This is a genomic window from Halomonas sp. NyZ770 (genome assembly GCF_020616575.1).
In the GTDB taxonomy this organism is placed as follows: Bacteria; Pseudomonadota; Gammaproteobacteria; order Pseudomonadales; family Halomonadaceae; genus Vreelandella; species Vreelandella hamiltonii.
The window spans coordinates 287,368-299,250 of the sequence record NZ_CP085143.1; the positions used below are offsets into that span (position 1 = coordinate 287,368).

11 protein-coding genes and 1 tRNA gene are annotated in these 11,883 nt (G+C 63.9%); 10 read left to right on the forward strand and 2 right to left on the reverse strand.

Features of this window, described 5'->3' with window-relative positions:
* Positions 1-6: 6 nt before the first annotated feature.
* The 7 genes from LG409_RS01400 to LG409_RS01430 all read left to right on the forward strand — a co-directional run bounded on the left by LG409_RS01400 (position 7) and on the right by LG409_RS01430 (position 8,407).
* Positions 7-294, forward strand: coding sequence for a GIY-YIG nuclease family protein (locus LG409_RS01400; RefSeq protein WP_039183214.1), 288 nt, complete (start codon positions 7-9; stop codon positions 292-294).
* 25 nt (positions 295-319) lie between these two features.
* Positions 320-1,354 (forward strand): histone deacetylase family protein, encoded by a 1,035-nt coding sequence (locus tag LG409_RS01405; RefSeq protein WP_227407456.1) that lies wholly within the window; start codon positions 320-322, stop codon positions 1,352-1,354.
* Between the two features lie 64 nt (positions 1,355-1,418).
* On the forward strand, positions 1,419-1,847 hold the full coding sequence (locus LG409_RS01410; protein ID WP_039183209.1) for a hypothetical protein: 429 nt from the start codon (positions 1,419-1,421) through the stop codon (positions 1,845-1,847).
* A 32-nt stretch (positions 1,848-1,879) separates the two neighbouring features.
* Complete coding sequence (locus LG409_RS01415) at positions 1,880-3,559, forward strand: VRR-NUC domain-containing protein (RefSeq protein WP_227407457.1); 1,680 nt, start codon at positions 1,880-1,882, stop codon at positions 3,557-3,559.
* Positions 3,556-5,823: an ATP-dependent DNA helicase gene (locus LG409_RS01420; RefSeq protein WP_227407458.1), complete on the forward strand. Its 2,268-nt coding sequence runs from the start codon at positions 3,556-3,558 to the stop codon at positions 5,821-5,823. Before LG409_RS01415 ends, LG409_RS01420 begins: the two co-directional genes overlap by 4 nt.
* A 48-nt stretch (positions 5,824-5,871) precedes the next feature.
* Positions 5,872-6,651 (forward strand): sulfite exporter TauE/SafE family protein, encoded by a 780-nt coding sequence (locus LG409_RS01425; protein ID WP_144984347.1) that lies wholly within the window; start codon positions 5,872-5,874, stop codon positions 6,649-6,651.
* Positions 6,652-6,679: 28 nt separating this feature from the next.
* On the forward strand, positions 6,680-8,407 hold the full coding sequence (locus LG409_RS01430; RefSeq protein WP_052196489.1) for an ExeM/NucH family extracellular endonuclease: 1,728 nt from the start codon (positions 6,680-6,682) through the stop codon (positions 8,405-8,407).
* A gap of 83 nt (positions 8,408-8,490) precedes the next feature.
* On the opposite strand, the gene LG409_RS01435 is transcribed toward LG409_RS01430, so the two are convergent.
* Positions 8,491-8,567, reverse strand: a tRNA-Pro gene (locus LG409_RS01435).
* An 89-nt stretch (positions 8,568-8,656) separates the two neighbouring features.
* A complete protein-coding gene (ispB, locus tag LG409_RS01440; protein ID WP_039183196.1) occupies positions 8,657-9,661 on the reverse strand; it encodes an octaprenyl diphosphate synthase in 1,005 nt (334 codons plus the stop codon).
* A gap of 285 nt (positions 9,662-9,946) precedes the next feature.
* On the opposite strand from ispB, the gene rplU reads away from it, so the two are divergent.
* The 3 genes from rplU to cgtA all read left to right on the forward strand — a co-directional run bounded on the left by rplU (position 9,947) and on the right by cgtA (position 11,876).
* On the forward strand, positions 9,947-10,258 hold the full coding sequence (gene rplU, locus LG409_RS01445; protein ID WP_016915863.1) for a 50S ribosomal protein L21: 312 nt from the start codon (positions 9,947-9,949) through the stop codon (positions 10,256-10,258).
* 30 nt (positions 10,259-10,288) lie between these two features.
* Entirely contained in the window at positions 10,289-10,546 is a 258-nt protein-coding gene (gene rpmA / locus LG409_RS01450) for a 50S ribosomal protein L27 (RefSeq protein ID WP_016915864.1), read from the forward strand.
* Between the two features lie 139 nt (positions 10,547-10,685).
* The gene (cgtA, locus tag LG409_RS01455) at positions 10,686-11,876 is read left to right on the forward strand and encodes an Obg family GTPase CgtA (protein WP_039183193.1); all 1,191 of its coding nucleotides are present in this window, start codon (positions 10,686-10,688) and stop codon (positions 11,874-11,876) included.
* The last annotated feature ends 7 nt before the right edge of the window (positions 11,877-11,883 follow it).

Genomic DNA, 11,883 nt, shown 5'->3' on the forward strand with positions numbered 1-11,883 from the left:
GAAAACATGGCGTTGACCACCACGACCTGGTACCTGTATCTGCTGGAGTGTCGCCGAGGCACCTATGTGGGCATCACCAATGATTTGACGAAGCGCTACCAGGCCCACCGAACCGGCAAGGGCGCGCGCTATACCCGTGCGCACCCGCCCACGGCGCTCTTGGGGGCGCAGCCGTTTCCTGATCGCGCCACGGCCAGCCAGGCCGAGTACCGCTTGAAACAGCGCACCCCGGATCAAAAGCGCCACTGGGCCCGCCAATGGCCGGTCGAAGGGTGGCACCCGGAAAGCGAGTAAACACACCATGGCAACAGGAGCCTTCATGCGTACGTTTTTTTCCGAGGATAGTCGTCTGCGTCAGGCGCGCAGTGAACTGCACGATGGCACGCTGGTCAGCCCCTTCGAGTGCCCGGAGCGCATGGATCTCGTGCTGGCGGCGCTGGCGCAGGCCAATATCGAGGTGCAGGCACCGCAGGCCTATGGGCTCGACCCCGTGCTGGCGGTGCACGATGCAGACTACGTGGCGTTCCTGGATGGCTGCTGGCAGGCATGGCAGGCCGCCGGTCATGAAGGCGAGGCCATTCCCAATATCTGGCCAGCGCGGACCCTGCGCGGCGACCGCATACCGAGTTCGGTGAGCGGCCAGCTGGGCTACTATGCGCTGGCCGCCGAAACCTCGATCAGCGAGGGGACGTTTGCGGCGGCCATGGCCAGCAAGGACACTGCGCTGGCTGCCGTGGAGCATACGCTGGCCACCGGCGAGCCCAGCTTTGGGTTGTGCCGCCCGCCTGGCCATCATGCAGCCTTCGATCAGTTCGGTGGCTACTGCTTCTTCAACAATGCCGCCATTGCTGCCCAGCGGGCCCTGGCCAGCGGCATGCATCGCGTGGCCGTGCTGGACGTGGACTTTCATCACGGCAACGGTACCCAGCAGATTTTCTACCAGCGTGACGATGTGCTGTTCGCTTCCCTGCATGGCGACCCCGACGTGACCTTTCCCTACTTTTCCGGCTATGCCGACGAAACGGGGGAGGGCAAGGGCGAGGGCTACACGCTGAACTACCCGCTGCCGCCCGGTACGTCGGTGGCGCGGTGGATGGCGGCGTTGGACGATGCCTTGACCCGGATTGCCCAGGCCGAGTGTGAGCTGGTGGTGGTGTCGCTGGGCGTGGACATCTTCGAAGGCGACCCGATCAGCGCTTTTACCTTCCAGCACGCCGACTTCACGGCCCTTGGCCAGCGGCTGGCCCAGTGTGGTTTGCCCTGCGTCTTTTTACTGGAAGGGGGCTATGCAGTGGGAGATATCGGTGTCAATGTGGTGAATGTCTTGCAGGGCTTTGGTGCGGGTGCGAGATGACAACGGCACCAAATTCGGGCAGTCTTACGCCTTTTTAGCCTATCGATGATGGCGGGAGCGTGTCGTGGCAGTCTACGGCGGAATACAGGCACATGAAGTGGAGCGTTGGCTGAATGCCCTCACCAACGCGGCCTATGACCGACGCTGCCCGCTCTCCCAAGTGCATGGCGGCAATGCCCGTGCACGCATTGCGCGTCAGGATCTCATTTATTTGGCCACCTCGTTTCGCAGCGGTGAACGCACTCGCGACGCCGTCGCCGATGGTTTGAGCCGCTGGTGCCAGCACTACCTCAGCGAAGCAGAGTGGTACGTGCTGGTGGGCGGTCGCAAGCCGCCCTCCTCGAACGTTACCAGCACTGCACCTCTCGCGGGTCAGCCCCGTGATGCCCTGACCGGTAGCGAGCCTGCCGCCCCTTCCATAGATGATGCCTCCTTGGAAGATCCCTTCGTGGACGACGCGCTAGACGCGCTTTATCAACACCGGGTGGGTTAACCCACGCCATCCAGCGCTGTTACAATGGATGCATGAACAGTGCTCATGCCGTTTCGGCCACCGCCTCCCTCGATGACCCTTTTTACTACCTGGCGAATTTCCGCTTCGTGGTCGATTGGGTGCAGTCGCGTCACGGCGATTTGCTGAGTGCCGAGGAGCATCACGCCCTCCAGCAATGGTCACAGCTGCCGCGGGCTGCTCAAGCGCTGCTGGTACGCATGGTGATGCGCAAAGGCGAGCTGTTCCGCATCGATAAGCTCAGCTACCCCGAGATTGGCGACACCCGGCAGGCACTGGCCCCGCTACTGGCCCAGGGGTGGGTCGACGAGACGCCGCCGTTGAGCATCGAGGCGCTATTTCGGCTGCTGCGCCTCAGCGAGCTGCGCGACGCTCTGCAACCGACGATCCTTGAGCTGGGCATCGCCCCCAGGGCGACCAAACGCGAACTTCAGGCGGCACTGACACTACGGCTTACCGAGGCACGCCCGCTGCAGCAGTGGTGGCCAGAGGCCACCACGAACATCGTGCGCCTCGACATCATGGCGCTATGCGACCGCCTGCGGCTGATGTTCTTTGGCAACCTGCGCCAGGACTGGGCCGAATTCGTGCTCACCGAGCTTGGCTTGCAGCGTTTCGAACAGCTTCCGCTCTCTTCGGATTCGCGTGCATTTCAGCGCCGCGAAGAGGTCGATACCTATCTCACGCTGCACCGCCTGCGCGAGCGCCTGGAGAGCGGCGAGGCTCCGGGAGTGCTCGCCACTGACGTGCCCGCTGCCTTCGGCAACCGCTGGCTGGACGCCCGCCGCTCGCGGCTGTTGCTGACCCTGGGGCACACGGCAGAGCGCAGCGGTGAGGCGGCCCTGGCCCTGGCGCTGTATGCCGAGTCCAGCAACAGCGAAGCGCGTATTCGTCGGCTGCGAGTGCTGGAGCGCCTGGGCCGCTATCAGGAGGCTTACGCGCTTGCCGAGGCGTCGCTCGCTCAGGCAGGCGAGAGCGAAGCCCAGGCGCTGGGACGCCTGCTGCCGCGCCTGACGCGCAAGTTGAATTTGCCCGCCCCACCGGCCGCCAAAGCCGTCGATGCCCCCACTTACGTGCTGGAGCTGCCCGGGCCGCAGCCGGTGGAGCGCGCTGTTGCCGAGCACTTATCCACCGCCCGTGCGCCGGTCTTCTATGTGGAAAACTGCCTGATCACGGGGCTGTTCGGCCTGCTGCTCTGGCCAGTCATTTTCAAGCCGCTGCCAGGAGCGTTCTTTCACCCGTTCCACAGCGGGCCTGCGGACCTCTATCGCGAAGACTTCGTGGGCCAGCGCCAGGCAGAGATCAACGCCTGCCTGGCGCAGCTGGAGGATGGCCGCTACCGCGCGACGATTCTGGCCACCTGGCAGGACAAGCAGGGCCTTGCTTCCCCCTTCGTGCATTGGGGAGTGCTGAGCGAACCGCTGGTCACCATGGCGCTTGACTGCCTGCCCGCTGCGCACCTGCGCGGCTGTTTTACCCGCCTGCTGGGGGACCTCAAGCACAATCGCGCAGGCCTGCCGGACCTCATTCAGCTGATGCCGGAAGCAGCAGATGGCGAGCCGCGCTATCGGATGATCGAGGTCAAAGGGCCGGGGGATCGTCTGCAGGATAACCAGCGTCGCTGGATCGACTTCTTCTGCCGCCAGGGGATTCCCGTCGAGGTTTGCCACGTGCGCTGGCAGCCCGACCCATGAGCCGCTATCGCGTGGCGGTGCGTACCCTGTGTGACTTCACCGCCCGCCAGGGTGACCTGGACCACCGCTTTACGCCCGCACCCAGTGCTCAGGAGGGCATCGAGGGGCACGCTCTGGTGGCCAAGCGGCGGGAAAAGATCCCCGGTTATCTCGCCGAACTGCCGCTCTCCGGTGAGTATCAGGGGCTGCGCGTGTCTGGCCGCGCCGATGGTTTCGATGTGGCGGGCAACTGTGTCGAAGAGGTCAAGATCCATCGCGGTAGCCTGGCGCGCATGGCGGATAACCAACGGGCGCTGCACTGGGCGCAGGTGAAAGTGTACGGCGCGCTGCTCTGTGCCGAGCGGGGCCTTGCACATATCACGCTGGCGCTGGTGTACCTGGATATTGCCAGCGGTCAGGAAACCCGGCTGACCTGCGAGGCAAGCGCCGATGAGCTGGAAACGTTTTTTGCCCACCAGTGCCAGCGTTTCCTGGCCTGGGCCGACCAGGAGGCGGCCCACCGCGAGCGCCGCGATGCATGGCTCGCCACGCTGAGCTTTCCCCATGCGGATTTCCGCCCCGGCCAGCGGGCACTGGCCGAGGATGTCTTCAAGGCGGCCAGCACCGGCCGCTGCCTGCTGGCCCAGGCGCCCACCGGTATCGGCAAGACCCTGGGCACGCTGTTTCCCATGCTCTCCGCGATGCCCCGCCAGCGGCTCGACCGCATCGCCTTTCTGACCATGAAAACCCCCGGCCGCCGCCTGGCGCTGGATGCCCTCACCAGCCTGCAGGCCCCCGCACAGCCGCTGCGGGTGCTGGAGCTGGTGGCGCGTGACAAGGCCTGCGAGCACCCCGGTACGGCGTGCCAGGGCGATGCCTGCCCGCTGGCAAAAGGCTTTTACGATCGCCTGCCCGCGGCCCGTCAGGCGGCGGTGGAACATGGCTGGCTAGACCGCGAGGCTCTGCGCGAGGTGGCGCTGGCGCATCAGGTGTGCCCTTACTATCTGGGCCAGGAGTTGGCCCGCTGGGCCGATGTGGCCGTGGGGGATGTCAATCACTGGTTCGATAGCCACGCGCTTTTGCACGGGCTGGCCCAGGCCAACGACTGGCGGGTGGGCCTGCTGGTGGATGAAGCCCATAATCTGGTCGAGCGTGCCCGTGGCATGTACAGCGCTGCGCTCTCCCAGCAGCGTCTGAGCTACTTGCGGCGCCACTCCCCACCGGCGCTGGCCAAGCCCTTGGCGCGCGTTGGCAGGCAGTGGCAGGCCCTCAACAAGGCGGTGGAAGACCAGGCGCCGGAGCGTCGTTATCACCTGCTGGATGCGCTACCCAGCAAATTGTTGGGTGCACTGCATACCTTGGCCGGGGCGATCACGGATTATCTGGTGGAGCATCCTGACGGGGCGAGCCAGGCGCTTCAGGAACTGCTGTTCGAGGCGCTGGCGTTCTGCCGCCTGGCAGAGCAGTTTGGCGATCATTCGCTGTGCGACCTGGACGTCGCGGGGAAGGGCAGTGCCGTCCTCGGCCTGCGTAACGTGATCCCGGCGGATTTTCTTGGCCCGCGCTTCAAGCGTGCCCACTGCGCGGTGCTGTTCTCCGCCACGCTGTCGCCCTTTCACTACTATCGTGACCTGCTGGGGCTGCCGGAGCACAGCGTGTGGCGCGAGGTGGCGTCTCCCTTCGTGGCGCAGCAGCTGGAAGTGCAGCTGCGCACGGATATCTCCACCCGTTACCATCACCGCGGGGCCTCGGTGGCGCCCATCGTGGCTACCCTGGCGGCGCAGTACCAGCGCCACCCGGGCCATTACCTGGCGTTCTTCAGCAGCTTTGCCTACCTGGAACAGGTGCTGGCTGCGTTTGCCCAGGCCCACCCGGACATTCCCGTGTTTGCCCAGACGCGCAGCATGCAGGAGGCCGAGCGCGACGCTTTTCTGGCACGTTTTACGCCCGGCGGCTGCGGCATCGGTTTTGCAGTGCTGGGGGGCGCTTTCGCGGAGGGGATCGACCTGCCCGGCGAGCGGTTGATCGGTGCCTTTGTGGCCACGCTGGGCTTGCCGCCCTTCAACGACTTCAACGAAGCGCTGAAGGCTCGGCTACAGGCGCGCTTTGGGCGCGGAGACGACTATACCTACCGTGTGCCGGGCATGGTCAAGGTCGTGCAGGCAGCGGGCCGGGTGATCCGTGGCCCCGAGGACCGTGGGGTTGTGGTATTAATGGATGACCGCTTTTCCCAGGCGCGTATACGGGCGCTGCTGCCACGCTGGTGGCAGCTGGATACCCCTTGACGCTGAGTCACGTCCCCTAACCCATAACCACAAGGACCGCATTGCACCATGGCCGATCTACTCTGGTACCAGTACGTACTCATTGGGCTGATCTTTGCCTGGAGTGGCTTCGTGCGCACCAGTTTGGGCTTTGGTGGCGCCGTGCTGGCGCTGCCGTTTTTGCTGCTGGTCAGCAACGAGCCGCTGGTCTTTCTGCCCATCATTGCCATTCATCTGCTGATCTTCTCCAGCTGGATTGCCTGGAACGGGCACCGGCAGGTGCGGCAGGCGGGCAATGGAGCCGCGGTGCAAAGCAATATCGATTGGGGGTATCTGGTCAAGGCGCTGAAGATCATGATCATCCCCAAGCTGGTCGGGGTGGTGGGCCTGCTGACCCTGCCCAACCATGTCATGACCAGCATCATCTTTGGCATCGTGATCATCTACGCCATTGGCTACGTCTTGAACAAGCCGTTCCAAAGCAAGCACCGCTATGTGGATTACCTGCTGCTGGGGCTGGGCGGCTATGTCAGCGGCACCTCGCTGATTGGCGCGCCGCTGATCGTGGCGGTGTTTGCCGCCCATGTGGCCAAGGAGCAGCTGCGCGATACCATGTTCGTGCTGTGGTTCATCCTCGTGGTCATCAAGATGGTGTCGTTCGTGGTGGCGGGGGTCGACCTGCAGCTGGTGCATCAGCTATGGCTGTTGCCGTGCGCTTTCATTGGCCACCTGCTGGGCGAAAAGGCGCACCGTTACCTGCTCCATGCCGATACCGGGCTGTTCTTTCGGGTGCTGGGGGCGGTGCTGATTCTGGTCAGTGTGGTGGGCTTGCTGAGCATGCCAGGCTGAATAACCTTTCAAGAGGAGCGGTGGTCGCATGAGATTCATCGACGCGCTGGCCAACCTGCAACGCGCAGGCCAGCTGCACAGGTCCCTTCGGCGAGCGACCCACGGCATCGTGTGGCTCGTGCTGCCGCTGGCGCTGCCTGCCATGGCCAGCTGCCCGGCAGCGTCCACCACGGACCTGGCGCACATCAAAGGCATTGGCGAGCAGTCTGCCCTCGCCGAAGGCCAGCGTGTGACCATCGATGGCGTCGTGACCGGGGAGTTTCTGGGGCGCGAGCGCCTCAGCGGGTTCTACCTGCAGCAAACCACCGAGCAGGGCCCGGTAGGCATGTTCGTGTATGCGCCGGAGCTGGCCGAGCACAAGGTCGCGCAGGTCGTGGCGGGCCAGCATCTGCAGCTACAGGCGCGTACAGGAAGCTTTCGCGGCAACCCCCAGCTGCAGCGCGTCACTCAGCTGGTGACCTGTGACAGCGCAGGCGAGCTGCCCGAGCCCATTGCGTTATCCTGGCCCCAGGACGCGGCCTCGCTGGACGCCATGGAGGCGCTATTGGTCACTTTCCCCGAGCCGCTGACGGTCACCGATAACCATGATCTGGGCCGTTACGGCACGCTGGGGCTGGCCAGCGAGCGACGCTTTCGGCCGACCCATAGTGCCGCTCAGGCAGCTCCTTCGCCTGCGCCACTGCTGCTGGACGATGGCAGCTACCGCACGAACCCCGATCCCGTGCCTTATTTGAACGAGCAGGGCTCCCGCCGCGTAGGCAGCACCCTCGACGGGCTGACCGGGGTGCTCACCCACGCCTTTGGCGACTACCGTCTGCACCCCACGCAAGCGGTCACGTTCACCGACAGCAACCCCCGCCCCGGCCCGCTGGAAGCACCGGGTGATGCCCTGCGGGTGGCTACCTTCAACGTCGAGAACTACTTCATCACCCTGGGGGAGCGTGGCGCCGCCAATGCGCCCGCGCTGGAGCGCCAGCGCGGCAAGCTGGCAGCTGCCATCGCGGGGCTGGAGGCGGATATTCTGGCGCTGATCGAAATAGAGAACCGCCCCGACGCATTGACCGATCTGGTCGAGCAGTTGCACCAGCGCACGGGGATTCGCTACCAGCCGGTGGGCGAGCCCGAGCGTCATGGAACGGACGCCATTCGGGTGGCGTTGCTCTATCGGCCGGACCGAGTGGAGGCCCTGGGAGCCCTGCATATCGACCGTGACGATGCCCACGACCGACCGCCGCTGGCCGGCTTCTTCCGCAGTGTGCGAGGTGGGCCAGAGGTAGGGGTGGTGACCGCGCACTTCAAGGCCAAATCCGGCTGCCCTGCGCAGGGGGATATCGACCGTGGCCAAGGCTGCTGGAACGAGCGGCGTGTTGCTCAGGCGCAGGCCACCCAGCGTTTTCTGGACACCTTGCGCGAGGAAGCGGGCCATGAGCGTTTGCTGCTACTGGGGGACCTCAATGCCTACGGTGCCGAAGACCCGATCCGCACTTTGGTACATGCAGGCATGACCGACCTGATCGCGCGTCATCTCCCCGCCGAGCGCCGTTACACCTACGTGTTTCGCGGTGAGTCCGGGTATCTTGACCACGCCCTGGCCAGCGCTGAACTGGCCGAGGCCGTGCAGCAGGTGCATACCTGGCCCATCAACGCCGACGAGCCGCGCTTTTTGAGCTACGACCAACAGCCGGACGACACCCCGCCCAACCCGTTTCGCTCGTCAGACCACGACCCCATCGCGGTGGACCTGGTATGGCCATGAAACGTGGTGGGCGCTGATGAGGGGCGCAAAAACAAAAACGGCCACTTGCTCTAAGAGCTAAGTGGCCGTTTTCGTTGAATTCTTGGTCGGAATAGCAGGATTCGAACCTACGACCTCTGCCTCCCGAAGGCAGCGCTCTACCAAGCTGAGCTATATTCCGAAGGTTGCCAAGGCGTGCTTAACAACGGGACGCATCATACGTAGTTCAGGGGCTGTTTTCAAGCCCCTTTTGCGCTTGCCAGGTGCCGATCAGGCCTGACGCTCCACGGCGAGGCGGGCCAGCTGGGCCATGCTGTCGCGGAAGGGGCTTTCGGGCAGCGCGTTCAGCTCGGCCAGGGCCTTGTCGGCCATCTCGACGGCGCGGTCGCGGGTGTAGGTGAGAGCGCCGGTGGCGTGAATGATCTCCAGCACTTCGTCCAGTTGCTCCAGGCCGCCTTTGCGAATCACCTGGCGGATCAGCTTGGCCTGTTCGGGGGTGCCGCGCTCCATGGCGTGAATCAGCGGCAGGGTCGGTTTGCCCTCGGCCAGATCGTCGCCGACGTTCTTGCCCATGGCGTCGGCGTCGCCCTGGTAGTCCAGCAGGTCGTCGATGAGCTGGAAGGCCAGGCCGAGATAGCGGCCGTAGTACTGCAGCGCGCGCTCCTGCTCCGGGGTGGCATCGGCCAGCACCGCGCCGCTGTGGGAAGCGGCTTCGAACAGCATGGCGGTTTTGCCCTGAATGGTCTCGAAGTAGTCGGCTTCCGAGATGCTCGGGTTGCCGATGTTGGTCAACTGGAGGACTTCGCCTTCTGCGATGACACAGGTCGCGCCGGAGAGGATCGCCATGATGCGCATGGAGCCGACATCGACCATCATCTGGAACGAGCGGGAGTAGAGGAAATCGCCTACCAGCACCGAGGGCGCATTGCCCCAGGCGTCGTTGGCGGTTTTCTTGCCACGGCGCATGTGCGACTCGTCCACCACGTCGTCATGCAGCAGGGTCGAGGTGTGCATGAACTCGATCAGCGTGGCGAGGGTGATGTGCTTGTCGCCCTCGTAGCCCAGCGAGCGCGCTGCCAGCAGTACCAGCAGCGGGCGCAGGCGTTTGCCGCCGCTTTCGATGATGTACTGGCCGATGGTTTCCACCAGCGGCACGCGAGAATTCAACTGCGTCACAATGGTACGGTTGACGGCCTCAAAATCGTCGGCCACCACGGCGTGCAGCGGTGAAGGCGAAGGGCTGGCAGGCGGGGTTGAGGAGACGTTGGCTGTCATGGGTTCCGTTCATCGCGGCAGGTAAGAGAGTGGGGGTCATGCTATGGGGCTGCCTGTGAGGCGTCAAGGCATAGCGGCGCCGGGCGGGCGGCGGGGTGATTGACAGGCCCCGGTGGCCTTGTGGTAAAGCGCGATAGTCGTTATAATCCGCGACCCACTCATCATGCTCCCTGTCAGATGGCTGCCAAAAGAGGCGCCACTCGCAGCAGGTCGATAAGAGCGGAAGGCGATGAGCGTTGGTTACGCGGGGCGTAACTGGCATTAACGACAAGTCCGGAGAGCGACATGTACGCAGTTATCAAAAGCGGTGGCAAACAGTACCGCGTTCAAGAAGGTCAGACCCTCAAGCTCGAAAAAATCGAAGTCGCGACCGGCGAAACGATTGAATTCGATGAAGTGCTGCTGGTTGCAGACGGCGACGACGTGAACATTGGCGCACCTTTCATCAGCGGTGCCAAAGTTTCCGCCGAAATCGTTTCCCACGGCCGTGGCGACAAAGTCACCATCATCAAGTTCCGCCGCCGGAAGCACCACATGAAGCGTCAGGGCCACCGCCAGTGGTTCACTGAAGTCAAAATTACCGGAATTTCTGCGTAAGCAGTCACTTCCCTTTAGGAGGATTTTGCAATGGCACATAAAAAGGCAGCCGGCTCCACGCGTAACGGTCGCGATTCCGAATCCAAACGCCTGGGTGTGAAACTGTACGGTGGCCAAGCGGCAACCGCCGGTAACATCATCGTGCGTCAGCGCGGCACGCGCTTCCACGCCGGCACTGGCGTTGGCCTGGGCCGTGACCACACGCTGTTCGCTCTGAACGACGGTGTCGTCAAGTTCGAGACCAAAGGTCCGAAAAACCGTAAATTCGTCAGCATCGTTTCTGCCTAAGCAACTCAGGTTGCGCAGTGCGAAGATGACGAAAGAAAAGCCCCGCCATGGCGGGGCTTTTTTGTCTTTTCAAGCCCTTTTGCCCGTACCGGGAACAGGGTGATGCAGTCAGGGCGGCGGAAGCGGCCGGGAGAATCCAATGCAGTTCGTCGATGAAGCCTCGATCATTGTTGAGGCAGGTAAAGGCGGCAATGGCTGTCTGAGCTTTCGCCGCGAGAAATATGTGCCCAAGGGTGGCCCGGACGGTGGTGATGGTGGCCACGGGGGCAGCGTTTATCTGATTGGTGACGATTCGCTGAATACCTTGATCGATTTCAAGTTTCAGCGCTTCTACAAGGCCGAGAACGGCCAGGGCGGCATGGGTCGCCAAATGAGCGGCAAGGCTGGTGAAGACCTGCACGTCAAGGTGCCGGTGGGCACCACCGTGATCGACGAGGACACCCTCGAAGTGATCGCCGATGTGACCGAGATCGGGCAGGTCGTGCTGGTGGCGGCCGGTGGTCGTCGTGGCCTGGGTAACATCCACTTCAAATCCTCCACCAACCGCGCACCGCGCCGCACCACGCCGGGTACCGAAGGCGACCGCCGCAATTTGCGCCTGGAAATGAAGGTGATGGCGGATGTGGGCCTGCTGGGCATGCCCAATGCCGGCAAGTCGACGCTGATTCGTTCGGTGTCGGCGGCCAAGCCGAAGGTGGCCAACTACCCCTTCACCACCCTGGTGCCGAACCTGGGCGTGGTGAAGTTGGGCATGCACGAGCACTTCGTGATGGCCGATGTACCGGGGCTGATCGAAGGCGCCTCTGACGGCGCAGGCCTGGGGCTGCGTTTTCTGAAGCACCTGACCCGTACGCGGCTGCTGTTCCACGTGGTCGATGTGGCGCCGTTCGACGAATCCGATCCGGTCGACGCTGCCCAGGCCATCGTGCACGAACTGGGCCAGTTCTCACCGGCGCTCTCCGAGCGGCCGCGCTGGCTGGTGCTGAACAAGTTCGACCTGCTGCCGGAAGAGGAGCGCGAAGCGCGGGCCCAGGCGATCATCGATGCGTTGAACTGGGAGGGCCCGGTGTTCCGTATTTCGGCGATCAGCAGCGAAGGCACCGACAAGCTGGTGCAGGCGGCGTACCGCTGGCTCACCGAGCAGCAGCGTCTGGAAAACGAAGACGAAGAGGCCCATGCCCGCGAGCAGGAGATGCGGCGCCGCATGGAAGAGGAGTCGGTGGCCCGTACCGAAGCGCGCCTTGGCCGTCGCCGCAAGCGCGATGACGAAGAAGACGATGACGATTTCGACGACGATGATTACGATGTCGAAGTAGAGTACGCCCCGTAAACGGCAG

Coding starts and splice junctions, on each gene's coding strand:
- LG409_RS01400 (WP_039183214.1), top strand. CDS start 7: ATGGCGTTGACCACCACGACCTGGTACCTGTATCTGCTGGAGTGTCGC.
- LG409_RS01405 (WP_227407456.1), top strand. CDS start 320: ATGCGTACGTTTTTTTCCGAGGATAGTCGTCTGCGTCAGGCGCGCAGT.
- LG409_RS01415 (WP_227407457.1), top strand. CDS start 1,880: ATGAACAGTGCTCATGCCGTTTCGGCCACCGCCTCCCTCGATGACCCT.
- LG409_RS01420 (WP_227407458.1), top strand. CDS start 3,556: ATGAGCCGCTATCGCGTGGCGGTGCGTACCCTGTGTGACTTCACCGCC.
- LG409_RS01425 (WP_144984347.1), top strand. CDS start 5,872: ATGGCCGATCTACTCTGGTACCAGTACGTACTCATTGGGCTGATCTTT.
- LG409_RS01430 (WP_052196489.1), top strand. CDS start 6,680: ATGAGATTCATCGACGCGCTGGCCAACCTGCAACGCGCAGGCCAGCTG.
- ispB (WP_039183196.1), bottom strand. CDS start 9,661: ATGACAGCCAACGTCTCCTCAACCCCGCCTGCCAGCCCTTCGCCTTCA.
- rplU (WP_016915863.1), top strand. CDS start 9,947: ATGTACGCAGTTATCAAAAGCGGTGGCAAACAGTACCGCGTTCAAGAA.
- rpmA (WP_016915864.1), top strand. CDS start 10,289: ATGGCACATAAAAAGGCAGCCGGCTCCACGCGTAACGGTCGCGATTCC.
- cgtA (WP_039183193.1), top strand. CDS start 10,686: ATGCAGTTCGTCGATGAAGCCTCGATCATTGTTGAGGCAGGTAAAGGC.